This is a genomic window from Nocardioides sp. NPDC127514, from assembly GCF_040302125.1.
Classification (GTDB): domain Bacteria; phylum Actinomycetota; class Actinomycetes; order Propionibacteriales; family Nocardioidaceae; genus Nocardioides.
In genome coordinates this window covers 112,026-138,703 of the sequence record NZ_JBEORF010000009.1, presented here as the reverse complement: position 1 = coordinate 138,703, position 26,678 = coordinate 112,026, and the positions used below count along the sequence as shown (strand labels likewise).

The 26,678-nt window shown below is 69.3% G+C and carries 26 protein-coding genes; 14 read left to right on the top strand and 12 right to left on the bottom strand.

Annotated features, from left to right (window positions below):
• Positions 1 to 53: 53 nt before the first annotated feature.
• Together ABTX24_RS09365 and ABTX24_RS09360 are read right to left on the bottom strand one after the other, a co-directional pair.
• Entirely contained in the window at positions 54 to 836 is a 783-nt protein-coding gene (locus tag ABTX24_RS09365) for a hypothetical protein (RefSeq protein ID WP_350839088.1), read from the bottom strand.
• 284 nt (positions 837 to 1,120) lie between these two features.
• Positions 1,121 to 1,255, bottom strand: coding sequence for a hypothetical protein (locus ABTX24_RS09360; protein ID WP_350839086.1), 135 nt, complete (start codon positions 1,253 to 1,255; stop codon positions 1,121 to 1,123).
• A gap of 921 nt (positions 1,256 to 2,176) precedes the next feature.
• On the opposite strand from ABTX24_RS09360, the gene ABTX24_RS09355 reads away from it, so the two are divergent.
• Positions 2,177 to 2,320 carry a hypothetical protein gene (locus ABTX24_RS09355; RefSeq protein WP_350839084.1) on the top strand — a complete coding sequence of 48 codons (144 nt, stop codon included), beginning with the start codon at positions 2,177 to 2,179 and terminating at the stop codon, positions 2,318 to 2,320.
• Positions 2,321 to 2,456: 136 nt separating this feature from the next.
• Here ABTX24_RS09355 and ABTX24_RS09350 read toward each other — a convergent pair whose 3' ends face one another.
• A complete protein-coding gene (locus tag ABTX24_RS09350; RefSeq protein WP_160026233.1) occupies positions 2,457 to 2,966 on the bottom strand; it encodes a MarR family winged helix-turn-helix transcriptional regulator in 510 nt (169 codons plus the stop codon).
• A gap of 128 nt (positions 2,967 to 3,094) precedes the next feature.
• Here ABTX24_RS09350 and ABTX24_RS09345 point away from each other — a divergent pair, with 128 nt between their 5' ends.
• A complete protein-coding gene (locus ABTX24_RS09345) occupies positions 3,095 to 3,886 on the top strand; it encodes an SDR family NAD(P)-dependent oxidoreductase (protein ID WP_350839082.1) in 792 nt (263 codons plus the stop codon).
• Between the two features lie 12 nt (positions 3,887 to 3,898).
• Here the strand turns inward: ABTX24_RS09345 and ABTX24_RS09340 are convergent, their stop codons facing one another.
• Positions 3,899 to 4,327, bottom strand: coding sequence for an anthrone oxygenase family protein (locus tag ABTX24_RS09340; protein WP_160026235.1), 429 nt, complete (start codon positions 4,325 to 4,327; stop codon positions 3,899 to 3,901).
• Positions 4,324 to 5,112 carry an NAD(P)H-binding protein gene (locus ABTX24_RS09335; protein ID WP_350839080.1) on the bottom strand — a complete coding sequence of 263 codons (789 nt, stop codon included), beginning with the start codon at positions 5,110 to 5,112 and terminating at the stop codon, positions 4,324 to 4,326. The genes ABTX24_RS09340 and ABTX24_RS09335 overlap by 4 nt, the downstream gene beginning before the upstream one ends.
• Positions 5,113 to 5,185: 73 nt before the next feature.
• Here ABTX24_RS09335 and ABTX24_RS09330 point away from each other — a divergent pair, with 73 nt between their 5' ends.
• The 6 genes from ABTX24_RS09330 (at position 5,186) to ABTX24_RS09305 (ending at position 9,221) form a co-directional block, all read left to right on the top strand.
• Complete coding sequence (locus ABTX24_RS09330; RefSeq protein ID WP_350839078.1) at positions 5,186 to 6,097, top strand: AraC family transcriptional regulator; 912 nt, start codon at positions 5,186 to 5,188, stop codon at positions 6,095 to 6,097.
• A gap of 66 nt (positions 6,098 to 6,163) precedes the next feature.
• The gene (locus ABTX24_RS09325; protein WP_350839076.1) at positions 6,164 to 6,664 is read left to right on the top strand and encodes a MarR family winged helix-turn-helix transcriptional regulator; all 501 of its coding nucleotides are present in this window, start codon (positions 6,164 to 6,166) and stop codon (positions 6,662 to 6,664) included.
• Positions 6,665 to 6,752: 88 nt separating this feature from the next.
• The gene (locus ABTX24_RS09320) at positions 6,753 to 7,070 is read left to right on the top strand and encodes a GNAT family N-acetyltransferase (RefSeq protein ID WP_160026239.1); all 318 of its coding nucleotides are present in this window, start codon (positions 6,753 to 6,755) and stop codon (positions 7,068 to 7,070) included.
• A 2-nt stretch (positions 7,071 to 7,072) separates the two neighbouring features.
• Positions 7,073 to 7,315 carry a (4Fe-4S)-binding protein gene (locus ABTX24_RS09315; protein WP_350839074.1) on the top strand — a complete coding sequence of 81 codons (243 nt, stop codon included), beginning with the start codon at positions 7,073 to 7,075 and terminating at the stop codon, positions 7,313 to 7,315.
• Positions 7,312 to 7,866 (top strand): NADPH-dependent F420 reductase, encoded by a 555-nt coding sequence (locus ABTX24_RS09310; protein WP_350839072.1) that lies wholly within the window; start codon positions 7,312 to 7,314, stop codon positions 7,864 to 7,866. The genes ABTX24_RS09315 and ABTX24_RS09310 overlap by 4 nt, the downstream gene beginning before the upstream one ends.
• Positions 7,867 to 7,886: 20 nt before the next feature.
• Positions 7,887 to 9,221: a serine/threonine-protein kinase gene (locus tag ABTX24_RS09305; RefSeq protein ID WP_350839070.1), complete on the top strand. Its 1,335-nt coding sequence runs from the start codon at positions 7,887 to 7,889 to the stop codon at positions 9,219 to 9,221.
• A gap of 15 nt (positions 9,222 to 9,236) precedes the next feature.
• Here ABTX24_RS09305 and ABTX24_RS09300 read toward each other — a convergent pair whose 3' ends face one another.
• On the bottom strand, positions 9,237 to 10,463 hold the full coding sequence (locus ABTX24_RS09300) for a TerC family protein (RefSeq protein ID WP_350839068.1): 1,227 nt from the start codon (positions 10,461 to 10,463) through the stop codon (positions 9,237 to 9,239).
• Between the two features lie 49 nt (positions 10,464 to 10,512).
• Positions 10,513 to 11,133: a TetR/AcrR family transcriptional regulator gene (locus ABTX24_RS09295; RefSeq protein WP_160026244.1), complete on the bottom strand. Its 621-nt coding sequence runs from the start codon at positions 11,131 to 11,133 to the stop codon at positions 10,513 to 10,515.
• Positions 11,134 to 11,194: 61 nt separating this feature from the next.
• Between ABTX24_RS09295 and ABTX24_RS09290 the strand changes: the two genes are divergently transcribed.
• Entirely contained in the window at positions 11,195 to 13,894 is a 2,700-nt protein-coding gene (locus tag ABTX24_RS09290; RefSeq protein WP_350839066.1) for an MMPL family transporter, read from the top strand.
• Positions 13,891 to 15,978, top strand: a complete 2,088-nt coding sequence (locus ABTX24_RS09285) for a YhgE/Pip domain-containing protein (RefSeq protein ID WP_350839064.1) — start codon at positions 13,891 to 13,893, stop codon at positions 15,976 to 15,978. Before ABTX24_RS09290 ends, ABTX24_RS09285 begins: the two co-directional genes overlap by 4 nt.
• A gap of 38 nt (positions 15,979 to 16,016) precedes the next feature.
• Here the strand turns inward: ABTX24_RS09285 and ABTX24_RS09280 are convergent, their stop codons facing one another.
• Complete coding sequence (locus ABTX24_RS09280) at positions 16,017 to 16,709, bottom strand: nitroreductase (RefSeq protein ID WP_350839062.1); 693 nt, start codon at positions 16,707 to 16,709, stop codon at positions 16,017 to 16,019.
• A gap of 214 nt (positions 16,710 to 16,923) precedes the next feature.
• On the opposite strand from ABTX24_RS09280, the gene ABTX24_RS09275 reads away from it, so the two are divergent.
• The 3 genes from ABTX24_RS09275 (at position 16,924) to ABTX24_RS09265 (ending at position 19,887) form a co-directional block, all read left to right on the top strand.
• Positions 16,924 to 17,811 (top strand): hypothetical protein, encoded by an 888-nt coding sequence (locus ABTX24_RS09275; protein ID WP_160026248.1) that lies wholly within the window; start codon positions 16,924 to 16,926, stop codon positions 17,809 to 17,811.
• A gap of 81 nt (positions 17,812 to 17,892) precedes the next feature.
• Entirely contained in the window at positions 17,893 to 18,660 is a 768-nt protein-coding gene (locus tag ABTX24_RS09270; RefSeq protein WP_350839060.1) for an SDR family oxidoreductase, read from the top strand.
• 9 nt (positions 18,661 to 18,669) lie between these two features.
• Positions 18,670 to 19,887, top strand: coding sequence for an acetyl-CoA C-acetyltransferase (locus ABTX24_RS09265; RefSeq protein WP_350839058.1), 1,218 nt, complete (start codon positions 18,670 to 18,672; stop codon positions 19,885 to 19,887).
• 90 nt (positions 19,888 to 19,977) lie between these two features.
• On the opposite strand, the gene ABTX24_RS09260 is transcribed toward ABTX24_RS09265, so the two are convergent.
• Both ABTX24_RS09260 and ABTX24_RS09255 read right to left on the bottom strand, forming a co-directional pair.
• Positions 19,978 to 20,229: a type II toxin-antitoxin system RelE family toxin gene (locus ABTX24_RS09260; protein ID WP_160026251.1), complete on the bottom strand. Its 252-nt coding sequence runs from the start codon at positions 20,227 to 20,229 to the stop codon at positions 19,978 to 19,980.
• Positions 20,226 to 20,486 carry a YlcI/YnfO family protein gene (locus ABTX24_RS09255; RefSeq protein WP_160026252.1) on the bottom strand — a complete coding sequence of 87 codons (261 nt, stop codon included), beginning with the start codon at positions 20,484 to 20,486 and terminating at the stop codon, positions 20,226 to 20,228. The genes ABTX24_RS09260 and ABTX24_RS09255 overlap by 4 nt, the downstream gene beginning before the upstream one ends.
• Before the next feature lie 82 nt (positions 20,487 to 20,568).
• On the opposite strand from ABTX24_RS09255, the gene ABTX24_RS09250 reads away from it, so the two are divergent.
• A complete protein-coding gene (locus ABTX24_RS09250; RefSeq protein ID WP_160026253.1) occupies positions 20,569 to 22,161 on the top strand; it encodes a cation:proton antiporter domain-containing protein in 1,593 nt (530 codons plus the stop codon).
• Between the two features lie 50 nt (positions 22,162 to 22,211).
• On the opposite strand, the gene ABTX24_RS09245 is transcribed toward ABTX24_RS09250, so the two are convergent.
• Positions 22,212 to 25,034 (bottom strand): FG-GAP-like repeat-containing protein, encoded by a 2,823-nt coding sequence (locus ABTX24_RS09245; protein ID WP_350839056.1) that lies wholly within the window; start codon positions 25,032 to 25,034, stop codon positions 22,212 to 22,214.
• 70 nt (positions 25,035 to 25,104) lie between these two features.
• The gene (locus ABTX24_RS09240) at positions 25,105 to 26,640 is read right to left on the bottom strand and encodes a FadD3 family acyl-CoA ligase (RefSeq protein ID WP_350839054.1); all 1,536 of its coding nucleotides are present in this window, start codon (positions 26,638 to 26,640) and stop codon (positions 25,105 to 25,107) included.
• Between the last annotated feature and the right edge of the window lie 38 nt (positions 26,641 to 26,678).

The window sequence follows — 26,678 nt, the reverse complement described above, 5'->3', positions numbered from 1 at the left end:
CTGCCGTGTCTAGCGATCGAGACAATCGGGCTCGCTGATGCAACCGGGGCCCATCAGTTCTTCTCCTCCGGACACTCCTTGTACACCGGTTCCTTGAGCGAGCCCACCACCGAGGCGGACCAGAAACTGGAGGACTTGGCGCAGACCTGGCGCCTACTAACCGACGCTGCTGCGATGCGGACGAACTTCTTGGGTTCAAGTTGAACCATTGTCAACTCGCCACCGGAGGCTGACACAACATATCCATTCACGCTCGTGCCATCTGTCATGCTCAAGTGCTCGGCAGGCATCCAAGAAGTCCCAAGGGTCGGAAGGAACACGAGCAACGGAAAGAGCCGCCACGCCCGCCGCTCCGCTGAAGACATGGGGGACCTCTCGGCTGACGAGTCCGACGGACGGGGGTGCTTCTTGCGCCAATAGACACCCAGTCGGTGTAGCGCTATCCATACAGCTATCACCGCCAGCACGGTCCACTGCACAATGAATGTGCAGAGGACGCCCACAGAAATGAATGGCGCCCATCGCCAATACCTATCAGGGTCCGCGTGACTGCCGATTACGTAGCGCGTGACGCCGTATGCGAGAACGAACGTCGCAACAAGCGGGGCGCTGGCAAGTGCCGTACCCAGTGCGATGTTCGCTGCGCCTCCTGCCTGTACGACCGCGAGTGCGGTGGTCACGTCATAGCCTGCGACCGCAAGGATCTGGATAGAGATCAGAAGGAACACGCCACCGCTGACCAACAGGCCAAGATGCTCGCCGGCTGGGCCGCTCAACCAGTCCAGCGGCCTTCCGCGCCGCCCACTGTTCGTCTGATCGGTGCCCCCTTGCTCCATGCTGGCTCACGGTAGCGGCTCCATCCGACACCTGGGACGCATTCGCAGAGAGGATGATTTCCTCGTCGGTGATGCCGGGAGCAGCCTGGGTCCTTGCGTCCCGTGAGAACTTTCTCTACTGACTCAAGGCGGCCTTCGGCCGCGTGCGCGGCCTCCGGGGGCGTGCGGCCTAGCGGCCGGTCCCCCTACGTGCCGCGCAAATGAAGAAAAGCGCCCAGTCCGTAGACCAAGCGCTCACTCTCCAACGCCGCCTAAGCCGCCACGATCGACGCCTCCGCCTCACCTCAGCGATCCCATTCCCAGTCCTCGACCCGAGCGTGAACCGCGATCAGGTTCAGGCGCAGCTCGGCGAAGAAGCCCTCGGCCTGGAGGCGATCCAGCAGCTTCTGCGCCTCGACCTCGGTCGTGAACGCACCCACCTGAAACGAGCCCTCACCCGGCTGCCGGGGGTCCACGTACTCAACACACCACGCCGTACACGGCTCCATATAGCCCTCGGGAGGCGTCCCTTCAATACTCACGGCCCGATTATCGTTCCTCTCCAAGGCCGAGTGGACCGATCTACGGCCAGTGCTCACGACGCAGAGCCCGAGCCAGACCAGTGATGCCGGCGATGTCCAGGCGATCACGGACCCAGGGAGTCGGCTGATGACGAGGGGGAGGTGGGCGCTGCTGCCGGAGGGGACACTCCCCGCGACGCTTCTCAGCTCGAGGACGTTGGGCAGCGTGGGGGCAAGCCCCCAGACCCCCGCCAAGGGGGCCAGACGCCGGAATGGGTAACGCTCCGCCCCCGCGATACGGACTCCCAGCATGTGGGGGAGGTGGCTAACACTTCTGCTAACAGGGTCCCCGGATGAACCCGGACGATTCTGGAATTTCGTAGCCCTGGTAGAGCAACGCTGAGCGTGGAACGGACCCCGGCGGATGGTCGTCAAGTGCCTACGGATCAGAAGGTTTGGGGTTCGACTCCCTACAGGCGCGCAGAACATGGGTAACTGAGAGATTGGCCCCTGACCAGGCAGAAAGCCATGGTTAGGGGCCTTCTTCATGTCCGCAAGGAGCCCCGAGACGAGGCGCTTGCTTTCACATTTGCTTTCAGCGGCACGTCAGCGGCCCTCTGCGGAGTGGTCGCCGTGGTCGTCCTCAGACTTGGCGCTTGTTCGTCGCGTTGTACGTCTCGACTGTCTGAACCAAGAGGGCGTAGACCGACGTCGGATGGATCGGGTTGTCGAGGCCGTTGACGAAGACAGTGGCGCGCCTGGGTGGGTCGACATCACCTACCCCAAGCCGGTCAACCGCTACCGCAACCTCGAGCCCATCGAAACGCTACCGTTCCCGCCATGACCGAGCTCTCGCCCTTGACGCCGCCCGTGCCCGAATGGCTGCTCGGCCTCGCCGTCGTTGCCACGCTCCTTGTCGGCCTGGCCGTCGCCCTCGTCCTGATCGTGCTTCTCATCCGCCACCAGCTGCGGCGAGCCAAGTAGGCCGGCGTACCTCCATTCCAGACCAGTTCTTTCGCTGATGACGAGGGGTGGGGCGCTGCTGGCTGGTGGGGACAAGCCCCCAGACCGCCGCCAAGGGTCCAGTTCCCGGATTGGAGAAACGCTCCGGCGGCGCCTGTCACGGTCCGGCGTCGGTCGCGGGCACCCACCCTTCCTCCTCGCGGATGCCCTGCATGATCCGGCGGCCGATCTCGCGCAGCTGTCGCGTCTGCGACGCCGTCAGTCGGTCGAGCACGAGCCTGCGGACGACCTGTACGTGGCCGGGTGAGGCCTGGCGGACCTTCTCCGCGCCGGACTCGGTGAGGATGGCGAGGGTGTAGCGGCCGTCGGCCGGGTCGGGGGTGCGGCGCAGCCACCCTCGCGACTCCAAGCGCGTGGCGGCTCGTGAGAGCCGCGACAGTGTGCTGTTGGCGTACCCGGCCAGCACGCTCATGCGGAGGGTGCGCTCGGGCGACTCCGCGAGGGCGTACAGGATGCCGTACTCGAAGTGGGTCAGCTCCGCGTCGCGCTGGAGCTGGCTGTCCAGCGCCGGAGGCAGCCACTCGAGCACGGTCGCCAGAGCGGCCCATGCCTCCAGGTCCTCGCCCGTGAGAGGGGCGGTCGAGTCGGCGGGACTGTGATCGGGCATGGCGGCAGCGTACGGCATCCGAAGGGGGCGAAGCTGATCGACTGACTTGCTCAAGCAAGTCAATCTGCCTACAGTTGACTTTCCTGAGCAAGTCAAAGTGGTCGGAGTCGGCCGATGAAGGAGACGAGATGGACATGGCTCTGAACGGCAAGAGGGCCTTCGTGAGCGGGTCGACGCAGGGCATCGGCTTCGCCGTCGCGCGGGCGCTCGCTGCGGAGGGTGCGGCCGTGGTCCTGAACGGACGCACCGTCGATCGGGTGGACGATGCCGTCGAAAGGCTCCGTGCCTTCGTCCCGACCGCTGACGTGTCGGGGATCGCCGCCGACTTCGCTCATCCCGGTCAGGTGCGCGAGCTGATGGGCAGGCTCGGCGAGGTCGACGTCCTGGTGAACAACGTCGGCATCTTCGAGGTCAAGGCCTTCGAGGACATCTCCGACGACGACTGGCAGCGCTACCTCGAGGTCAACCTCATGAGCGCGGTCCGCTTGTCGCGGCATGCGCTGCCCGCGATGCTGGCCGCGGGTTGGGGAAGGATCATCTTCGTCAGCAGCGAGTCGGGGGTGAACGTCCCTGCCGACATGACGCACTACGGAGTGACCAAGGCCGGGGCCCTGGCCCTGGGCAACGGCCTGGCCAAGCTCACTCGTGGCACGAATGTCACGGTCAACACGATCCTCGGTGGGCCGACATACTCCGACGGCGTCGCGGCGGCCATCGAGAGCATCGCCCAGGGCCAGGGGATGCCGGCAGAGCAGCTGAAGAGCGCCATCGCCTCGGGCAACACGACGTCGCTGCTGCAGCGCTTCATCGAGCCGGACGAGATCGCGAACCTTGCCGTCTACCTGGCGAGCCCGCTGTCGTCCGCCACCAACGGCGCCGCCGTCCGCGCCGACGGCGGCGTTCTCACCGGCATGCTGTGAGGCCGCGGGCCTCTACCGGATGACCGTCGCGGGCAGGCTGAGCAGGACGAAGGCACCTGTCGCGGTGAGGGTTCGGAGGGTGTGGAAGACCAGCCACGGCTTCTCGAACGAGGACACGGCGCCGCCGTTGGCCAGGGCGTCGTTGAGCGGCAGGTTCGCCGCGAACGTGATGACGACGGCGGCGACGGCCAGGACGGCGGCGCTGATGGAGATCGGGGTCCGGTGCCAGCCGAGGAGGACCAGGGCCAGGAGCGGGGCGCCCAGGAAGAAGGCCAGGAACACCGGGTTGACGATGACCACGTTGAGCCGGTTCATGACCCGTGCGTAGACCTCGTCCGGTTGGCCGTGCAGCGCCGGCATGAAGGCGACCAGGAAGGCGATGTAGATGCCGGCGGTGACGCCGTTGAGCAGCCTTGCGCCGGTGAGTACGACCTCGCTCATGACTGCTCACCCCGGCCGAGCTCATCGATGCTCCGAGCCGCGCGGCCCAGGACAGTCTCGACGTCGCTGGTCACGTACGCGTTGCGTCCGTCGAGAACCTCCTCGAAGAGGTACGCCAGACCGGCCGCGTCTGCGGCCGGCAACCCGGCCTCGGTCAGGACCGCGATGTAGTCCTCGGTAGGGACGGGCCGGTAGGCGACGGTCGGTCCGCCGATGGCGTGCGCGGCCTCCTCGAAGGTGAGCAGCTGCGGCCCGGTGAGCTCCAGGACGCGGCCGACGTAGCTCTTGTCGAGGAGGGTTGCAACGGCGACGTCGGCGATGTCGTCGGCGTCGACGAAGGGCTCGGCCACGTTGTGCTCGACCATCGTGAGCGAACCGGCCGCGAGCTCGTCCGCGAACGCACCTTCGGTGAAGTTCTGCAGGAAGAAGGCCGAACGCAGGATCGTCCACTCGGCGCCCGAGGCCATCATGGCCTGCTCGGCTCGCTGGGCACCCTCCTCCCCGCGGCCGGAGAGCAGCACGAGCCGTCCGCAGCCGGCGGCGACCGCCTGGGCGGCGAACGCACCGATGATCTCGTCGGCACCCGGCAGGCCGAGATCGGGCTGGAACGTCAGGTAGGCCGACGCGCAGCCGTCGACGGCCTCGGCCCAGGTGGTCTGGTCGTGCCAGTCGAACCGGGGTGCCGAGTGGCGGGTGACGGCACGTACGTCGTGGTCGAGGGTGTGGAGGCGGCTGGCGACGCGCTGGCCGGTCTTGCCGGTGGCGCCGGTGATGAGAGTTGTCATGCCTCTAATCTGGCTTGCGGCGAGCGACGATGGAATACGTCTGGCTCCAGGGAGCATGCGCTATCGTCTCACCATGTCGTCACTGGATCTGCTCATGGACGGTCCGCGTGCCCAGGCCGCCTTCCTGCTGAAGGCGGTGTTCGCCGGCGAGTGGTCGATCACCGCCGAGGACGAGGTGCCGCTCACGGTCATTGCGATCGCACGAGGCAAGGCGGTCTTCACCGGCTGCGAGGGACCGCAGGACGTGGCGGCAGGGGACGTGATCGTGTGCCGCGGGCCCGCGACCTATGTCATCGCCGACTCGGCCGATCGCCCCGCCGACATCCGGATCCTCCCCGGTCAGGTCTGTGTCGACCCGAGCGGGGCCCTGCTGGCGGAGGAGCTGGCACTGGGCGTACGCACCTGGGGGAACAGTCGTTCGCAGGAGGCGACCGTGATGCTCATCGGGACCTATGAGCGCGAGACGTCGGTGGGCTCGCTGCTGCTGTCCCGGCTGCCGACCAGCGTGGTGCTGCGCGGTTTCGACACTGCCGTTGTCGACCTCTTGGCCGCAGAGCTGGTGCGTGAGGAGGCGGGCCAGGCGGCCCTGCTCGACCGACTGTTGGACGTACTCGTGGTCAAGGCCGTGCGCGAGGTGCTCGCGGCCTCCCCGGCCCTTCCGGCTGATGACGCGGTGGCCGCGGTGCTGCGGGCGATGGAACAGCACCCGCAGCTGCCCTGGACGGTCGCCGGCCTCGGTGAGCAGGTCGGTCTCTCGCGAGCCGCTCTGGCGCGACGCTTCACCGAGCAGGTCGGTGAGCCGCCGTTGGCGTACCTGACCCGGTGGCGTCTCGCCTTGGCCGCGGACCTGCTGATCGGCACGGATCTGACTCTGTCGGCGATCGCCGCCCGCGTCGGGTACGCCAACCCGTTCGCCCTCAGCGCGGCCTTCAAGCGTCTCCACGGGACCTCGCCGACCTCCTTCCGTAGCCGCCACGCCGCCTGAGCCCTGGGTGGCTTCGGCCGCCCGGATCGTTATTACGTCAAGCAACTACCCGCTAGCCTCGTTGGTATGGACGGTCGGCGTACAACAGCTGGGGAGGTACGCCCGCTGTCGCCCGAGGAGGAGACTGCCTGGCGTGCGCTGGGGCGGGCAGTCGTGGTGATTCCGCGGGTGCTCGACTCCGATCTCATGCAGTCGGAGGGCCTGAGTCTCACGGAGTACACCGTGCTGATGAACCTGTCCGAGGCGCCCGAGCGCTCGTTGCGCATGAGCGAGCTCGCCAACTACGTGGCGATCTCGGTCAGCGGGCTGACCCGCGTCGTCGAGCGGTTGGAGCGGACGGGACTGGTTGAGCGGGTCCGTTCGGCGGCCGACGGTCGCGGCCAGCTGGCGCGGTTGACCCCGGCCGGACTGACGTGTCTGAAGAAGGCGTGGCCGGTGCACCTGGAGAGCGTCCGGCGCCACGTGATGGATCATCTCCAGAGCGTCGATCTGGTGGCGTTCGCCGACGCTCTCGCGGCGATCGCTCAGGCTGAGGCCGGACCGCCGGTTCGCCGCCGCGGTCGCTGATCATCGGATTCTGCCCGGACATCCTTGTCTGCTCAGGTAGGTTATTTGTGCGCACAAACAAATACGCTGGATCGAGCAAGGACGAGTGATGACAGACATCGACATCGAGGTGACACACGCCCCGGAGCGTCTGCGCTACGAAGCGCGTGTGGACGGAACCGTGGTGGGGTTCGCGGAGTACATCCTCGCCACTGACCTGATCGTGTTCACCCACACCGAGGTCGACCCGGCGTACGAGGGGAAGGGCGTCGGCTCCGCGATCGCCAGGTTCGCGCTCGACGACGTCCGCGACAGCAGCGAGCGCAAGGTGATGCCGCTGTGCCCCTTCATCAAGGGCTGGATCGGGAACCACCGTGAGTACGTCGCGCTCGTCAAGCGAGTGCCCCCGTCGACGGCGAAGGACTGACCATGGCGCGCAAGACCTACACCAGGCCCGTGGTCGACGTCTCCTTCGACGGTGATGTGTGTGAGCACGCGGCCGAGTGCGTACGGGGGATGCCCGCCGTCTTCGATCCTTCCGCTCGGCCGTGGATCGACCCCACGCACGCCGGTTCGGAGGGAGCCGCTCAGACCCTGCGAGAGGTGATCGGGCGCTGCCCCTCCGGCGCCCTTCGCGTCGTCGAGCACCAGGAGAGGTCGTGGTCGGCATGAACATCACAGTGATCGGGCGCGGCAACATCGGCGGCGGACTGGCCGATCTGTGGGAGCGCGCAGGCCACCGCGTGCTCAGGCTGGGTCGAGACGGCGGTGACGCCAGCGGCTCTGAAGCTGTGCTGCTCGCGGTCCCAGGAGCCGCGGTAGAGGCAGCACTGTCATCGGTGACCGGGCTCGAGGGCAAGACCGTGCTCGACGCCACCAACCTCTACGGCGGCGCCCTGCCTCCGGCCGGGTTCTCCTCCAACGCCGAGTACGTCAAGTCGGTCACCGGCGGCGCCACGGCCAAGGCGTTCAGCACCAACTTCGCGTCGCTCTTCGGCCGGGTCGCCAGCGCTCGCGTACGACCGAGCAACCTGTGGTCCGGCGATGACCAGGCCGACGACGTCGTCAGCCGGCTCAGTCACGATGCCGGGTTCGAGGCGGTCCGTCTGGGCGACTTGAGCATGGCCGCGACTCAAGAGGGCCTCGCCGGCACCATCTTTGCGATCTCGCAGTCGGGCCTCGGCGAGTTCGTCTACCGCATGGCACCGCCGGAAGAGCTCTGACGCGGCCTCATAATGTGCCGGTGACCCTTCCTCAGATCCTCGGGCGCCTGCGCCAGGTCAAGCCGCTCGGCTCCGGCGGATTCGCCGAGGTGTGGCTCTACCACGACCCGGACCTCGACTCGCCTGTCGCTGTGAAGGTGCTCAGCGCCCAATGGACGCAGGCGGCCGACATCCGGGAGCGGTTCCTGCAGGAGGCGCGCTTCCTCCGGTCGGTCGACTCGCCCCACGTCGTCTCGGTCCACGACATCGGCGAGACGCCGGAGGGAGCGCCCTACTTCGTGATGGCGTACGCCGACGCGGGCAGCGTCGCGGAGCTGATCACCCAGCACCCTCAGGGGATGCCGCCACAGCTGGTGGCCGACCTGGTGGCACAGGCCGCGGCCGGCCTCGACGCGCTGCACGTGCGCTCGGTCATCCACCGCGACGTGAAGCCGGCCAACATCCTGCTCACCGGCGGGTCCGACGGTCGGCTGCGCGCGATGGTCGCCGACCTCGGCGTGGCCCGCGCGCTCGACCAGCACTCGGAGGTGACGAGGCAGATCGGGACGCCCGCCTACATGGCGCCCGAGCAGTTCGACGAGTCACTGCCGATCGACCATCGTGCCGACGTACGCAGCCTTGGTGCGGTCGCCTGGGCGATGTTCGCGGGCCGCTCACCAGCGCCGGCGCTGACGGTCGTCTCCCGCGTTCCCGAGCTCGGCACGGTCGCGCCCGTGCCGGCCACGGTGTCGGCGGTGATCATGCGGGCCCTGGAGCCGAGGGCCGAGGACCGCTGGCCGGACGCGGGGAGCTTCGCCGCAGCACTCACCGCCGCGGCCGAGGGGCGGGCGGTCGCCGTACCTCCACCTTCGGACGCGCAGACCGTGCTCCGTTCACCGTCCGCAACGCCGCAGCCGCAACCGCAGCCGCCCGCGCGCGGCCGGCGCAACGCCGTCCTCGTCGGGGCCGCCGTCGTCACCGCCTTGGTGCTGGGCGGCGCCGCGACCTGGTTCGTGGCGCGCGGTCCGGCCGAAGAGCCGGCCAGCGGCGCGGAGACTACGGCGGGGCAGCCGGTCAGCGGCGCGGAGACCGCGGCCGTCCGGTTCGTCGATGCCCTCCAGGCCGGTGACTGCGAGGCCGCGGGCCTCTACATGCCCGACCTCGACGACCCGGCTGGCTGGGACTGTACCGATGACGCCAACGGCGGCGACGGCTTCTACTACCACATCCTCGACGACCTCGACGCCGACGGCGAGCGGCGGGTCGAGGACCTCGGGGACGGGCTCTTCCGGGTGGTCTGGGTGGATCAGGGCTACGTCAACATGCAGCGCCAGGAAGACAGCCTGTTCAAGGTGCAGCAGGTCGTCTGCTGCTAGAAGTCGAACCGGGGCTCATTCGCTGCGCAGGATCTTCGGCGGCCCTGCTGGGGTGGCCTCGCCGCGCTCGACGGCGGCGTTGTGGCTGGCAAGGGCGGCTTCGAGGAGCTCCATGAGCGGGGTCTCCTCGCGGGCGATCTGCAGGTACTTCGGGCCGAGGGAGACGATGAGGTCGCGCTCGGCGAGGAGGGCGTTGTGGATGCGCTCGCGCTCGGCCGGGTCGGCGGTGTACTCGGAGTCGAGGTAGGCGGCGGCGTGCCTGCGGGCGTTGGCGATGGCGTTCTTCGCGCGGCCGCGCTTGCTGAAGAGCGAGGCGACGATGGTGACGACGAGTACGCCGAGGATGACGCTCAGGGAGAGGCCAGTGCTGATCTCGGCCACGTGCACGGGCTCGCCGTCGTTGACGAACGGGATGTTGTTCTCGTGGAGCGCGTGCAGGATCAGCTTCACGCCGATGAAGGCGAGGATCGCGGCCAGGCCGTAGGACAGGAAGATGAGCCGGTCGAGGAGCCCGTCGAGCAGGAAGTAGAGCTGGCGCAGACCCAGCAGCGAGAACGCGGTCGCGGTGAAGACGAGGTAGACGTTCTGGGTGAGGCCGAAGATCGCCGGGATCGAGTCGAGGGCGAAGAGGATGTCGGTGCCGCCGATGGCCACCATCACCAGCAGCATCGGCGTCAGGATGCGCTTGCCGTCCTCCACCGTGAAGAGCTTGTCGCCGTCGTAGTGCTCGCTGACGTGGAACAGCCGCCGGGCCAGGCGTACGACGACGTTCTCCCCGTCGGAGTGGCCGTCGGGCTTCAGCATGTTGCCGGCCGTCATCAGCAGGATCAGCCCGAACAGGTAGAACACCCAGGCGAAGGTGTTGATCAGCGCGGCGCCCACGAAGATGAACGCGGTGCGGGCGATCAGCGAGAACGTGATCCCGAAGAGGAGCACCTTCTGCTGGTCCTCACGGGGCACCCGGAAGCTCGTCATGATGATCAGGAAGACGAACAGGTTGTCGACCGAGAGCGCCTTCTCGGTGATGTAGCCGGCGAAGTACTCCCCGCCCATCGTGCCGCCGCCGAAGATCAGCACGCCCACGCCGAACAGCAGCGCGATCGCGACGTAGATCGCCGACCAGATGGCCGACTCCTTCAGCGTGGGGGTGTGGGCCTTGCGTACGTGGAAGACGTAGTCGAAACCGAGCAGCCCGACGATCGCGACGACGGTGACCAGCCACACCCATGTTGGTGCGCCCATAGTGACAAACCCCCTGAGAGTCGACCCGAGACGTGGGATCGGCCTCAGCCTAGGCGGAGGGCCTCGGGATCGACAGCCCATCGATGATCTGGGGCAGCGCGTCTTCGAGGAGCCGGTCCGCCCGCGGGTCGTCGTGGCGGATCGTACGCATCGTGACGCTGTGGAGGAACACGCCCATCAGCGTCTGGGCGAGGAGATCGGTCGGCATCGTGGAGGTGCGGTCGAGGCGGTCCAGGGCGAGGTCGACGACCTCGACGAGCTGCTCGCTGAGCGCCGTGAACGTCGCCGAGCTGATCTCTCGAGCGTCGGCGTCGCGCAGGCTCTGCAGCACCACCTCGCTCTGCAGCACGAACCAGCGGTCCTGGAGCGGGCGGATCGCGTCGAAGGCCGCGCCGATCAGCGATCCGCTCGAGTCGGCGTCGCTGTGCTCGCCGACGGCGGTGCGTACGGCCTCGATCAGCCTCTCCGACTCCTCCTTGAACGCCTCGAGCAGCACCTCCTCGACGCTGCCGAAGTTGGAGTAGAACGCTCCGCGCGTGTAGCCGGCCGCGCTGACCAGGTCGTCGACGGTGACCCGGCGCGCCCCGCGCTCGACGAAGACGTCGACGGCCGCGGACAGCAGCCGGGCGCGGGTGTTCGTACGTCGCCTGGGGGCCTTCACCTCGGTCATGTAGCAATCCTCACATACGCCGACGATACACTTTTGTATTGAATGCGTTAGTGTATTGAACGTGTCCTCCTACCTCTACCGACTCGGCCGACAGGTCGCCCGCCATGCCAAGACCGTGCTGGCGCTCTGGCTCCTGCTCGCGGTGCTCCTGGGTGCGCTGACCGTCTCGCTCGGCGGCAAGCTGCAGAACGACTTCACGATCCCCGGCACCGAGTCCCAGCAGGGCCTGGATGCGCTCACGCAGCGCTTCCCCGAGGTCTCCGGGACCTCCGCCCAGCTGGTCTTCGTCGCTCCCGAGGGGGAGAAGATCGTCGACCACGGCAAGGAGATCCGGGCGGTGCTCGACGCGGTCGAGAAGGTCGACCACGTGGCGACCGTCACCGACCCGCTCGCGAAGGACAGCAGGACGGTCAGCGACAACGGCCGGGACGCGCTCGCGACGGTGCAGTTCGACCTCGGTCTCGACGAGCTCCCCGAGGGTGTGACCTCGGATCTGGAAGACGCTGCGGAGCTGCCCGAGGGGTCTTCGCTGGAGCTCCACGTGGGCGGGGATGCGTACTCCGTCACCGGGGTGCACGTCAGCGCGACCGAGGGGATCGGGATCCTCATCGCCCTGCTGGTGCTGGCGATCACGTTCGGGTCGCTGCTGGCCGCCGGCCTGCCGATCCTGACCGCGCTGCTCGGGGTGGCGATCGCGATGGCGGGGATCTTCTCGGTCGCCGCGGCCACCACGATCTCGGCCACCACCCCGACCCTCGCACTGATGATCGGGCTCGCCGTCGGGATCGACTACGCGCTCTTCGTGATCGCCCGGCACCGCAGCCAGCTCGCCACCGGTCTCGGGGTGGAGGAGTCGATCGCCCGGGCGGTCGCCACCGCCGGTAGCGCGGTCATCTTCGCGGGGGTCACGGTCATCATCGCGCTGTGCGGCCTCGTCGTCGCAGGCATCCCGTTCCTGGCGGTGATGGGGTACGCAGCGGCGTCCGCCGTCCTGGTCGCAGTGCTTGTCGCGCTCACCGCCGTGCCGGCGCTCCTCGCTCTCGCGGGCGAGCGGTTGCGTCCGAAGCCTGGGTCTCGGGCCCACCGGCGTGAGGCTGTCGCGGAGGGGCGGCCTCACGCCACCACTCTCGGAGCACGCTGGGTGCGGCTGGTGACAAGGGTGCCCGTGTTGACAGTCGTGGTCTCGCTGTTGATCATCGCCGTCCTGGCGATCCCGGCGCGCGACCTGGCGCTGGGGCTCAACGACAACGGCAGTGCCGAGCCGGGGACGGCTCCGCGGGAGACGTACGACCTGATCAGCCGTGACTTCGGGCCCGGCTACAACGCGCCGCTGTTCGTGACCGCGGACATCATCGACACCACCGACCCGATCGGGGTGATGGACTCTCTGGGCAAGGCGCTGGGCGCCTACGACGGGATCCAGAAGGTCGCGCTGGCGACACCGAACCGGACCGCCGACCTCGGGCTCGTGGTGATCTACCCGACCACCGAGAAGAGCTCGCCGGAGACGGCGGCCCTGGTCAAGGAGATCCGCGCGGACTCGGCGGACTTGGAGAAGCGGTTCGGGATCGAGGACGTCATGGTCACCGGGCAGACCGCGGTCGCGATCGACGTCAGCGCTCGTCTCTCCGGAGCGATCCTGCCGTTCGGGGCGGTCGTGGTCGGGCTGTCGCTGATCCTGCTGACGATCGTGTTCCGCTCGATCGCGGTCCCGCTGAAGGCGACGCTGGGCTACGTGCTGTCGGTGGCGGCCTCGTTCGGGGTGGTCGCCGCGGTCTTCGAGTGGGGCTGGGGCGCCGACCTGTTCAACGTCGCCAAGGTCGGCCCCGTGATCGCGTTCTTCCCGATCATCCTGATGGGCGTGCTCTTCGGGCTCGCGATGGACTACGAGGTGTTCCTGGTCTCCCGGATGCGGGAGGACTTCGTCCACACCGGCGATGCGAGGCGGTCGGTCGACACCGGGTTCGCCGCCAGCGCCCGCGTGGTCACCGCCGCGGCTCTCATCATGATCGGAGTCTTCGCCGCCTTCGTTCCCAACGGCGACCCGATCGTGAAGCCGATGGCGCTCGGGCTGGCCGTGGGCGTGCTCGTGGACGCGTTCCTCGTGCGGATGACGCTGGTGCCGGCGGTGCTCGCCCTGCTCGGTCGGGGTGCCTGGTGGCTGCCGGGCTGGCTGGACCGGCGGATGCCCGTCCTCGACATCGAGGGGGAGGCGCTCATCCACCACCTCGAGCACGCCGACTACGTCGCCTCGAACGGTGAGGTCGCGGTCCGGGCGCGGCAGGTCGAGGTGCAGGAGGCGCTCGCGCCGCTCGATCTTCACCTGCGGCCGGGAGGGCTGGGGATCGTCCATGGGACCGACCCGATCGCGCGATCCGCCGCGCTCGCTGCCCTCACCGGGCGGCTGGGCTTCTCCGGACAGCTGGTGGTGCTCGACCGGCTGCTGCCGGAGGAGGCGGGGGCGGTACGCGCCCGGGCCGCACTCGTCAGCGACGTCGCGGAGGCGCTCCGGCTCGTGGGTGCCCGGCGCGTGCCGGCGCTGGTCGCCATCGACAGCCCGACCTCGCTCGACAGCGGGCAGCTCGCGGCACTCTCCGCGCTGACCTCGCGGGGCACGACGGTCCTGCTCGGGATGCCGTCGTTGCCCGCGGTGACGCAGGTCGCGGACGCGCTCGCGCATGCCGCGCCCGCACGCACCTCACCCGATCCTGAGCTCACCGACCCTGCGGCTTCGGTCGCCGACCTGGAGACAGTCCGATGAAACGTACGAAATCATGGTGGTCGGGCCGCCGCCTGGTGGCGGCCGCGATCCTGCTGCCGGTCGTCGTGACGGCGCTCGCGCTCGTCGCGCTCAGCGACCGCACCGAGAACCTCGACAAGGTGCCCGCCGCGGTGGTCAACCTCGACGAGCCGGTGACGACGGGGAGCGGGAAGGACAAGCAGACGGTCTACGCCGGCCGGGCGCTGGCCGCGGACCTCGTCTCCTCCTCGGGCTCGTCCGCGAGCCCCACGCTCGGCTGGGAGCTCACCGATGCAGCGGATGCGCGGGAGGGTTACGCGGACGGGACGTACGCGGCGGTGATCACGATCCCCAAGGACCTGTCCAAGACGCTGTCCGGCGTGCAGGGGAGCGACCCGAGCGCCGGCCGGGTCAGCGTGGAGGCGTCCGACGCCTCCAGCGAGGTGACCGCCGAGATCGCCCGGCAGGTCGCGCGGCAGTCGGCGTCGACCCTGGGACGTACGGTCACGACGACCTACCTCGATGGGGTCCGGGACGAGGCCGGGAAGCTCAAGACCAGCCTGACCGACGCCGCCGATGGTGCCGATCGGCTCGCCGACGGCACCGCTGCCGCCGACTCGGGGGCCGGGAAGGTCGCCGACGGCGCTCGGTCGCTCAGCTCGGGTGCGTCCGGGGCTGCCGACGGCGCCTCGCAGGTCGCAGGCGGGCTCGACACGCTCGCCGGCGGGACCGCGCGGCTGGAGTCGGGTGCCGGATCGCTGGCCGGGGGAGCGGGCAAGGCGTCGAAGGGCGCCTCCTCGCTGGCTGCCGGAGCCGACGAGCTCAGTGGCGGGCTGAACCGGCTCGAGAGGTCGACCGCAGGGCTCCCGTCGCAGACCTCGTCGCTCGCCGCCGGTGCCTCACAGGTGTCGGAGGGAGTGGCCGGCTACACCCAGCTCGCCAAGGGATGGGCGCAGGCGTGCGCGAGCGACCCGCTGCTCGCGGCCTCCAAGCCACAGCTCTGCGGCGCGACCGCCGCAGCGGTCGGCTCCGGTGGCGGGCAGGCCGACCAGCTCGCCGCAGGCGCGGAGCAGGTCGCCTCGGGGGCATCTGCTCTGTCGCAGGCGGCTCCTGAGCTGAGCGGAGGGATCTCGTCGGCGGCGGACGGCGCCGGGAAGGTCGCGTCCGGGGCGTCCCAGGTCGCCGACGCCAACGCCCGCCTCGCCAAGGGGGCGCGTGAGCTCGAGTCCGGTCTCGGCAAGACCAACGACGGCGCCACCGCACTGGCCTCAGGGGCCGATCAGCTCGCCTCCGGGACCAAGCAGCTCGAGAGCGGGTCGGCCTCGCTGGCCTCCGGCGCCGACTCGCTGGCCTCCGGTACGTCCTCGCTGACCGAGGGCGCCGACTCGCTCGCCTCGGGGCTCGACGACGGTGCCTCGCAGATCGCGGTTCCCGGCGAGAAGCAGGCCGAGGTCGTGGCCGACCCGGTGCAGGTCGCGGTCGCTTCCGAGACCTCCACCTCGGGGGCGACCCGGCTGGCGCCGGCGGTGATCGCGCTGGCGCTGTGGCTCGGTGCGCTCGCGATCTACCTGCTCCGTCCGGCCTTCCCCGCCGGGCGGCTGCGGGAGGCACTCACGGCGCGGCGGCTGACCTTCTCCGGTCTGTGGCCGGCGGCTCTCGTCGGGCTGGCGCAGGCGGTGCTCCTCGTGGCTGCCGCTGCGCTTCTCGGCGCCGATCTCGCGCGGCCGTTCGCCACGGTCGGGATCGCGGTGCTCGCCGCGTCGGTGTTCGTCGCGGTCCACCAGGCCGTCGTCGCGCTCGCCGGCCAGCGCCGTGGCTGGCTGATCTCGCTCGGCTTCCTCGCCCTGCAGCTGGTCTCCCTCGGCGGGCTGCTGCCGGTCGCCACCGCGTCCGCGCCGTTCGGTGCGCTCGCCGGCATCCTGCCGGTCCCGCTCGCCGCCGAGGCGCTCCGCGGTGTCGCCGTCGCGCAGAGCGGTGCCGCGGTCGGCGCTCCGGTCGGCGGCCTGGTCCTCTGGCTCCTGCTCGCGGTGGCGCTCAGCCTCTTCGCGGCGGGTCGGGCGCAGCGTACGTCTGTGGCGGAGATCCGCGGGGCGGCTGCCGGCTGAGCGGGCGCGCCACACGTGTTACAGCTCGTCGCGGCGGCTCAGAGCGAGGTGTCGTGCAGCACGATGTGCTCGTCGAGCGGGGCCCGGCCGACGTCGAGCCGGTTGACCGCGGCGTCGGGGTCGGCGGTGCCGAACGAGATGCCGTAGAGCAGCTTGAGGTCGGCGGGCAGGCCGAGGTGGGTGCGGACGGTGTCGGCGAAGAGGCCGTGCATGCCCTGGGGTACGCCGTGGTAGCCGCGGGCGGTGAGGGAGAGCAGGAAGTTCTGGGCGTACATACCGACGTCGTTGGCAGCGCGTACGACATCGCCGAGCTCAGGCACGAAGAGCAGGGCCACGTGCGGAGCGCCGTAGAAGCGGAGGTTCTCGGCGACGGCCTTGGTGCGGCCCTCGGCGTCCTCACGGGCGATGCCCAGGGCGCCGTAGAGGACGGCCCCGGTCTGGTGGGAACGCTGGACGTGGACGCTGTCGTCGTCACCGTACGTCGTGGTGAAGTCGGGGCTCATCTGGCCGGCCTCGAACGCCTTGAGCATCGCCTCGCTGAGACGCTCGCGGGCCTCACCGGAGAAGACGTGGACCTCCCACGGCTGGGTGTTGCTGTGCGACGGAGCGCGCTGGGCGTCCTCGAGCACACCGCGGATGTCGTCGGCGGGCACCGGGTCGGGCAGGAAGGCTCGCGCGGAACGGCGCGAGCGGATCACGTCCGTGAAGGTGTCGACGGCGGTCGTGGTCACAAGAAGGTCCTCTCAGGTCTGCCGAGGCCGGTGGCCTCGATCCACTCCTGACGCAAGACGGAGGGACTCTCCGGTATTCCCGGGGGTGGTGCCGAGGTGTCCCATCACACAGTCCGTGCGCCTACCCGGTTCGGGTGATACCCGGGTGCTGGACGGCGGCCTTTACCGAGGCGCGTCAAAGACTCGAGGTCCGATCTATCCGAGGGGGAAACCCATGATCCGAAAGCTCGTCTGTGCGGTCGCGGCGGGGGTCGCCGCGGCGGCGCTCTGGTCGATGCCGGCCTCGTCTGCACCGTTGTTGCAGCTCTCCGGCGCGATCTTCACCACCGACGTAACCGGCGCGCCCGTCAACCTGAACCACTACGCCGCCAAGCAGGACGTCTATCTCAACGGCGGTCCTGGCATCAACGCTCCCGATGACGCAGCCGGCCTGCCTGCCGGGATCTACGCCTTCCAGGTGACCGATCCCTCCGGCAAGACGCTGCTCTCCACTGACGCCGTCGAGTGCCGTCTGGTCGAGGTCGACGACAGCGGGCGCTTCGTCAGTGTCGCGCCGAGTGGTGCCTGCGCTCACGCGACCGGCACCGACGCCGAGGACGGTGGCATCACCGTGCAGCTGTTCCCCTACCTCGACACCCCGAACAACGGTGGCGAGTACAAGGTCTGGCTGACGCCGTACGACGCGCTCGACCCGACCGCTCCGGGCAACCGGCACGGTTTCGTCCCGTCCGACAGCAAGACCGACAACTTCAAGGTCAAGGCACGGGCGATCGTCGAGATCGACACCCGGTTCTCGCGCCACGGTGGACCGTTCATCGACGGTCTGGCTGCCGAGTGGACCGACACCCTGGGTGCTCACAACGTGAAGTACTCCGAGTACAACCCGGCGGTCCTCGCGTTCCACGAGGCGCACGTCGAGGCCGCTGAGGCGGGTCTGCACAAGATCACCGTGACCGACCAGGTCGGCTGCGAGATCGACGACGTGCACTACGCCGGGCAGACCTTCCTGCCCGACGCGAACGGCTCGGTCACCGTCCCGATCCAGGTCAAGAAGCACATGAGTGGAGACCACACCTACTGGGTGGACGTGCACTGCGTCTGAGGCGCTACGCCTGACCCTCTGATCCGGTCACCGCGATCATCAACCTAGCATTTGCTTGGTAGCCGTTCTAGACTGCCGCACATGGCAGTCGAGATCGACTTCAGCGGCAAGGTGGTCGCGGTGACCGGTGGCGCGCGCGGCGTGGGCGCCGGGATCGTCGCGCGGTTCCTCGAGGCCGGCGCGGAGGTCGAGATCTGCGGCCGGACTGCTCCGGCTGAGCTTCCGGTGATCGACGGGCGCAAGCCGGTCTTCTCCCAGGTGGACGTGCGGGATCCGGAGCAGGTCGCGGCGTGGATCGCAGCGATCACCTCGCGGCTCGGGCGGCTCGACGTGGTGGTCAACAACGCCGGCGGCGCGCCCTACGCCGACTTCGCGACCGCGTCGCCGCGGTTCCACGAGAAGATCTCGGCGCTCAACTTCCTGGCCACCGCCTACGTCAGCCAGGCGGCGTACGAGGCGTTGAAGGCCTCTCGCGGCTCCGTCGTCAACATCAGCTCGATCTCGGCACGGCGGCCCAGTCCCGGGACTGCGGTCTATGGCGCCGCGAAGGCGGCCGTCGAGAGCCTGACCGGGTCGATCGCGGTCGAGTGGGCCCCGGACGTACGGGTCAACGCCATCTCCTGCGGGCTCGTCGCCACGCCGGGGTCCGAGGACCACTACGGCAGCCCGGAGCAGCGCGCCGCGGTGGCCGCGACCATCCCGCGCGGCGTCTTCGCGACCCCCGAGGAGGTCGGCGACGCCTGCCTCCTGCTCGCCTCGCCGCTCGCCGCGCACATCACCGGCGCCGTCCTCGCCGTCGATGGCGGCGGCGAGTGGCCCGCCTTCCTCCAGCACACCCCCAACTCCTGAGGAGCCTCCATGCCCGAAGCCGTCATCGTCTCGGCAGCCCGCTCACCCATCGGCCGCGCCTTCAAGGGCTCGCTGAAGGACCTGCGTCCCGACGTGCTGGCCGAGCAGATCGTACGCAGCGCCCTGGCGTCGGTCCCGGAGCTGGACCCGACGCAGATCGACGACCTGATGATGGGCTGTGCCCAGCCTGCGGGGGAGCAGGGCTACAACATCGGCCGGGTCGTCGGCGTACGTCTGGGCCTGGATGCCGTGCCCGGCACCACGATCCACCGCTACTGCGCCTCGTCGCTGCAGACCACCCGGATGGCCTTCCACGCGATCCGCGCGGGGGAGGGCGACGCGTTCGTCTCGGCCGGGGTGGAGTGCGTGTCCCGATACGAGCGCGGCAAGGCCGACGGGATGCCGGACACCAAGGCCGAGGAGTTCCTCAAGGCGGGCGAACGCGGCGCCGCACGGGTGGCCGCCGGCGAGGCCTGGACCGACCCTCGCGACTCCGGCGACCTGCCCGACTATCACCTCGCGATGGGCGAGACCGCCGAGAACGTCGCCGAGATGTGCGGCGTCACCCGCGAGGCACAGGACGAGTGGGGCGTACGTTCCCAGAACCGCGCCGAGGCCGCCGCCGCCCGGGGCTTCTGGGAGCGGGACATCACGCCGGTGACGCTGCCGTCCGGCGAGGTCGTCGCCACCGACGACGGGCCGCGAGCCGGGGTCACCCTCGAGAAGGTCGCCGGCCTCAAGCCGGTCTTCCGTGAGAACGGCACCATCACCGCCGGCAACTGCTGTCCGCTGAACGACGGCGCGGCCGCGCTGGTGATCATGAGTGACGTACGCGCCGAGGCGCTCGGGATCAGGCCGCTGGCCCGCATCGTGTCGACCGGTGTCTCCGGGCTCTCGCCCGAGATCATGGGCCTCGGGCCGGTCGAGGCCTCCCGCCAGGCGCTCGCTCGCGCCGGGCTCACCCCCGACGACATCGACCTGGTGGAGATGAACGAGGCCTTCGCCGCCCAGGTCCTCCCCAGCATCGCCCAGATCGGCCTCGACCCCGAACGGGTCAACGTCAACGGCGGCGCGATCGCCCTCGGTCACCCCTTCGGCTCCACCGGCGCCCGCCTCACGACCACGCTTCTCCACGGTCTGCAGGAGACCGGCGGCCGCTACGGCCTGGAGACCATGTGCGCCGCCGGCGGCCAGGGCATGGCGCTGGTGATCGAGCGGCTGAGCTGATCCCGCCGAATCGGTAGAACTGGCGTGCCGAGAAGGTAGTTGTGGGCGACGAAACTCCACTTTCGTCGCCCACAACTGCGGACTCGGCGGCTAGACGCTGCGGCGCCCCAGGTGGATGACGGCGACGGTGATGCGGCGCTCCTCGACCACGTAGACGATGCGGTAGCGGCCGACGCGGAGGCGGTAGCGGTCCTTGCCCCAGGCGTAGGCGCCGACGTCGCGCGGGGTCTCGGTCAGGGTGTCGACGGTGTCGAAGACCTGGATCAGGCCGATGGGGTCGTCGTCGACGTACGCCTCGGCCGACTGCAGCGCTTCGTCGGCCCAGACGACTTGATAGGTCACTCGCCGACGGGGCGGTCGAGGCCGAGGGCACGCCGAGCCTCGGCATGCGGGGTGTAGCTGACCTCGCCGAGCTCGCGACGCAGGGAGTAGCGCGCGAGGGCGAGATCGTCCTCGAGATCCTCGATGCGCCGCTCATGGTCGTTGAGGTAGGCGCGGATGGCCTCGCGAGCGATCTCCTGCTTGGACCGGTTCTCCGTCCGGGCACGGTCGGTCAGCAGCCGGTCGTCGGCCTCGCTGAGTCGCAGAGTCATAGCCATGGACCCACTGTAACCCTGAGTGGTATCACGCGGTATCGTACGTGTGTCCGAACCGTCGAGCTTTACCCTGGGGGACGTCCATATGTCGCTGACCGCGCTCTACCTGCTCGTCGCACTCGGAGCGGGGCTGGTCGCGATGTTCCTGAAACTTCCGCCCATGGTCGGCTTCCTCGCCGCCGGGTTCGGGCTGCACGCCGCGGGCGTCGGCGAGCTGGACGGGCTGCACACGCTGTCCGAGCTCGGTGTCACGCTGCTTCTGTTCGGCATCGGTCTCAAGCTCGACGTGAGATCCCTGCTCCGGCCCGACGTGTGGCTGAGCACCTTCGCCCACCTGGGGTTCAGCGTCGTCATCGGGATCGGCATGCTGGCCGGGATCGCACCGCTCGGGTTCGCGCTCCTCGCCGACGCCGACCTCGGCGAGATGGCGCTGATCGCCTTCGTGCTCTCGTTCTCCTCGACCGTCTTCGCGATCAAGGTCCTCGACGAGCGCCACGACAACAACACCCTCTACGGCCGGATCGCGATCGGTGTGCTGGTCATGCAGGACATCGTCGCGGTGGCGTTCCTGACTATCTCCAAGGGCCACTGGCCCTCGCCGTGGGTCTTCGCGCTGGTGCTGCTCCTCCCGGGCGCCTGGCTCGCCCACCGGGTCTGGGACCGGATCACCTCCGCCGAGCTGACCGCCCTCTTCGGGCTGACGATCGCGCTCGTGCCGGGCTACTGGCTCTTCGAGGCCGTGGGGCTCAAGGGCGACCTCGGAGCCCTGGTGGTCGGCGTACTCCTTGGGTCGCACGTCAAGGCGCCGGCGCTGACCAAGCTGCTGTTCAGCACCAAGGAGCTCCTGCTCATCGCGTTCTTCCTGAGCATCGGACTGACCGGGGTGCCCTCGCTGGAGGACTTCGCCCTGGCCGCCGCGCTGCAGGTCCTGCTGCCGCTCCAGGCCGCGGCGTACGTGGTGATCTTCGCGTTCATGGGGCTGCGCTACCGCACCGCGACGCTGGCCTCGTTCACCCTGGCCAACTACTCCGAGTTCGGTCTCATCGTCATCGTCATCGCGTCGGCCTCCGGCCTCGCATCGGCCCAGTGGCAGACCGTGCTCGCAGTCGCGACCGCGCTCTCGTTCCTGGTGGACGCCGTGTTCAATGCGTATGCCCCGGCGATCATCAATCTGCTCAACCGCCGGCTGCCGGAGCGGAGGTCCGAGCGGCTCCAGGAGGCGGACCGACCGATCAACCTCGGTGACGCCAAGGCGCTGGTGGTCGGGATGGGCCGGGTGGGGCGTACGACCTACGAGGAGCTGCGCGACACCCAGGGTTACCACGTCCTGGCGGTCGAGCACGACTCGCTGCGCGCCGACTCGCTCAAGGAGGAGGGCTTCGACGTGGTCGAGGCCGACGCCACCGACCAGGACTTCTGGGAGCGGGTCAAGAAGGGCACCGGCATGGAGCTGGTCGTCCTCACCATGCCCTTCCACGGCGACAACCTGCTCGCCATGGACCTGCTCCAGAAGCTCGGGTTCACCGGCACCGTCGCCGCCATCGCCCTGCGCCCCGAGGAGCGCGACGAGCTCAAGAAGCGCGGCGCCCACGCCGTCCTGAACCTGTATGCCTCCGCCGGCTCCGACCTCGCCGAGAAGGCGATCCGGGTCAACCAGGAGCGCCAGCTCTCCGCGTGAGCCGTGAAGCCGAGAGTGACCCAAGGGCCCTCTCGGCTTCACCGCCCGGGTCAGCCCAGCAGGTTGTAGCCCGACAGCGAACCCAGGTACGTGCGGGTCACGCCGGTGCCGGTGCTGTTGCGCTCCAGCGCATAGATGTAGCTGCCCGAGCGCACGATCATGTCGCCGCCCGAGCCAGCCCGCAGATCGCGGACGCCGAGCACCGCGTCATAGCCGGACAGGTTGATCGACAGAGTCTGCGTGGAGACCAGGCCGCCGGGCCCGTTGCTCTCGTGGACGACTGTGCTGGTGCCGTTGACGAAGAGTACGTCCGGGGTGTTGCTGCTGTTCCAGCGTCCGACGCCGACCAGGCGGGTGCCGGAGGCCGAGGACTTCATCGTGATCGACGTGCCGACCTTGGTCGAGCCCTTGCCCGGCCACAGCTTGATCGTGCCGCCCGAGGTGCGGCCCATCAGGTCCGGATAGCCGTCGCCGGTGACGTCGCCGACGGCGTCGATGACGCTGACTGTGCCGAGGCCGGTCGCGATCGTAACCGGGCTGGTGAACTTGCCGGTGCCGTAGCCCCGGTAGAGGCGTACGGAGCCGTCGGACATCTTCGCCAGGAAGTCGCCCTTGCCGTCGCGGTTCCAGTCTCCGGCGTTCATCAGCGCGGTGGCGCTCGTCAGGGTGATGCCGCTGTCGACCGGCGCGGCCAGGCTGACCCGGCCGCTGTTCGGCTTGACGTAGAGCGTCGAGCCCGACTTCATCACCAGGTCCGGGAGGCTGTTGCCGACGACGTTGACCGCGCCGACGAGGGTGCGGTTGATGTCCGCGTACGGCCCCAACGGCTTGCCGAAGCCCGAGCCGGAGGCAGGGTAGATCCAGCCGCGGTTGGATGAGTCACGGCCGATCAGGTCACCGCGGCCGTCGCCGGTGAAGTCGCCGTAGCCGCTGATCTGGACCAGCGAGGACCACGACGGGCTCTGGGTCGCGAGCTTGATCGGCGAACCGAACGTACCGCTGCCGGAACCCTTGAAGTAGTAGAGCGCCCCGGACTTGCGGCCGATCAGGTCGCGCTTGCCGTCCTTGTTGACGTCGCCGGTCGCGGCGAGCTTGTCGAAGCCGCTCAGCGAGCGCGTCGTACCCGCCCGGGTGAACCCGCCGGCGCCGTTGCCGGTGTAGCGGACCAGGTAGCCCTTCGCGTTCTTGCCGACCAGGTCGCTGGCCGAGGTGCCGCCGATGTTGCCGGTCGCGGTGATCTTGGAGACCCCGTAGAACGTGCTCTTGCCGAGGTTCTTGAAGACCGCCGCGAAGGTGCCGTCGCCGCGGCCCTTGCGGATGCCCGCCGAGCCGTCGGTGCGGACCTGGATCAGGTCGGCCTTGCCGTCGCCGGTGATGTCCGGGGTGACCACGGCCTCGCGCACGGTGCTACCGACCGTCGTGGACGTCTTCGTCGAGTTGAACCCGGCGAACCCGCCCGTACGCAGCGTGAAGATCCGGCCGTCGGAGGCCCGTCGTGCCACGAAGTCGGAGTGGCTCGTGCCGGCGATGTGTGACTCCAGGTCGCGGCCGCTCCAGCTCTTCTGCAGGCTGCCGGCGAGCGTACGGATGTTGGGGAGCTTGGCCTGGAGGTTCGCGCCCGGGCAGATGGTGCTGCCCGCGTCGCGGTGGCCGTTGATCGCGTGCGGGAAGACCGTCTTGGTGCCGTCGGTCTTGGTCAGCGCGACGTTGGTGGCGTTGGCGGTGACGCCGTGGAGCGAGAGCTTCCACGCGTAGAGAGAGCCGTACGCCTGGATCATCGCGTCCGCGGGCTGGTTCTGCGTCGATCCGGCGTCGTCAGGACACCCCGCCGCGACCGTGTCGAAGCAGCCGAGTGCCGACGCGCCGAAGCTGTCGTAGTTGTAGCCGCTGGTGTGGGCGCCCTCGACCGGCATCGCGACGCCGCCGTGGCGGCCCTCCCAGATGCGGCCGAACTTGTCGACGAAGAAGTTGTAGCCGACGTCGCGGTAGCCGCGGGTGGTCACGTGAAACTCGTAGATGCCCCGGATGATGCCCGGGACGTCAGTCTCGGTGTAGTCGTTGGTGCCCGCGGTGTGGTGGACGAAACCGCCGTGGATCTGGCGGTAGGACGGGGCCGTCTGCTCGCGGATCGTCTCGTCGGCGCCCCACTGCGCACGGCTGTAGATCGTCGGGCTCGAGGTGTAGGTCGACGCGACCAGGTTGAGGTCGGAGTCTTTGCTGCCCTGGTGGGTGCTGGTCGCCCGGGGCTTGTCCTTGTCGGTCTCGATCTCGGGGAGCTCCTCGACGGTGTCCTCGGGCTTGCCCGGCTCGATCACCGCGAGCTCGAGGTCGCCGGGGATCTCGGCGGCGTCAGGGACGATGATCCGGGTCTGCACCTGGTCGACGTGCCCGGCCAGGAACTCGTCGGTGCCCGGGCGGACACCCTTCGCCTCCGCCGTGCCTGCGTCCGGACCGTGGTCCTCGGTGTCGACCACCATCGGGCTCCACGACGACCACACGCCGTCCTTCAGGGTGCGGATCTCGGGGCGTACGTCCTCGGCGAGGTCGCCGGACCAGGTCACGCCGACGACGCCGAAGCCGGTGACGTCCTGTGGCTCGCTCTTGATGACGTCGGTGCGGGGCTTGTCGACCTTCGTCGCGTGCTCGGTCGCCTTCCCGGCCGAGGTGGTCAGTGCGACCTCCTCGACGTGAGACTCCACCGAACCGGCGGGCAGGGTGGACGGCTCCCTGTTCGCGGCGGCGAACGCGGCCAGCGGGCCGGACGTCGTCGGCTCGGCGGTGGCGGAGTTCAGCGTCAAGGGGATCGCCACTGCGGCCGCGCCGAGAATGAGGGTGGTGCCGGAGATGGACGCGATCGTGGCGCGTCGGGGCATCGAAGCCTCCGTGGGGGAAGTAAAGAACGGGCTGAGGAAACCTATACCCCCGCGGGGTGGGGTGTCGCGCCTATATTGAGGTGTCGCGCAGGTCCGTCTTCAGGACCTTGCCGCTGGCGTTGCGCGGCAGGCTGTCGACCAGGACGTACGCCCTCGGCTGCTTGTAGTTGGCGAGGCGGTCCTTGAGCCAGGCCGCGATCTCGTCGGCGCTCAGGTCGTCGCGTACGACGACGAAGGCCTTGCCCACCTGACCGAGGCGTGCGTCGGGGACGCCGATGACCGCGGCCTCGACGATGCCGGGGTGTGCTGCCAGGGTGTTTTCCACCTCGGCGGGATAGACGTTGAAGCCGCCGACGGTGAACATGTCCTTGATCCGGTCGGTGATCTTCAGGCAGCCGTGCTCGTCGAGGAAGCCGACGTCGCCAGTGTGGAGCCAGCCGTCCTCGTCGATCGCCTCGGCGGTGGCCTCGGGGTTCTCGAAGTAGCCGAGCATGACGTTGTCGCCACGGATCCAGACCTCGCCGTCCTCACCCGGCTCCGCGTCGTCGCCGGCGGCGGTGACGGTGCGGATCTCCAGGCCCTCGACCGCCGGCCCGACCACCTTGGCCACGTGCTCGGGATCCTCGCCGGGGCGGGTGGTGGTGGCGACCATGCACTCGGTCAGGCCGTACGCACCCTTGACCTCGTCGATCCCGAGGATGTCGCGCATGTCGGCGAAGAGGCTCTCCGGCACGCTCGCGGCGCCGGCGATCGCGAAGCGCAGCGAGGAGAGGTCGTACGCCTTCAGGTCTTCGTGGTTGATGAGGGTCGTGAAGATCGTGGGCGCGCCGGGGAGCACGGTGATCCGCTCGTCCTGGATCAGCTGCAGCGCCTGGGTCGGGTCGTAGGTCGCGATCGGGTAGACCGTCGCGCCCGAGGTGAACGCCGCGATGAAACCCGCCTTGTAGCCGAAGCCGTGGAAGAACGGGTTGACGATGGCGTACCGGTCCCGCGTGGTGAGCTCGGCGCCGCGCGCCCAGACGTCGGCGACGCCGATCGTCTGCCGCTGGGCGCTCATCACGCCCTTCGGCTTCCCTGTGGTGCCGGAGGTGAACAGCAGGTCGGCGAGGGTGTCGGGGGTGACCGACGCCTTGGCGTCCTCGAGCCGCTGGTCGGGGATCTCCGCGCCCTTGGCGAGGAACTCCTCCCAGCCGTTGGCGAGGTCGACGATGGTGAGCAGATGCTCCGGGAGTGGGCCGGCGTCGTGGAGCATCTGGACGTAGTCGGTGCCGAGGAAGCCGTTGACGGTGACCAGCGCCGTGGCGCGGGAGCGCTCCAGGATCTCGCGCGCCTCATGGCCCCGGTAACGGGTGTTGAGCGGCACCACGGCCGCCCCGATCGTCTGCGCGCCGAGAACCGCGACCGGGAACTCCCAGCGGTTGGGCGCCCAGATCGCGACGCGGTCGCCGCTGCGTACGCCGCTGGCCAGGAAGGCGCGTGCGGTCCTGTCCGCTGCGTCGGCGAGCTCGGCGTAGGTGAGCGTCGTGGGGCCGTCGACGATCGCCGGGTGGTCGGCGTACGTCTGCTTGGCCTTCTCGATCAGGGCGGGGATCGTGCGCGGGGTCACCCTCGCAAGCGTAGTTGAGCAACTGCTTGTTTGGTAGG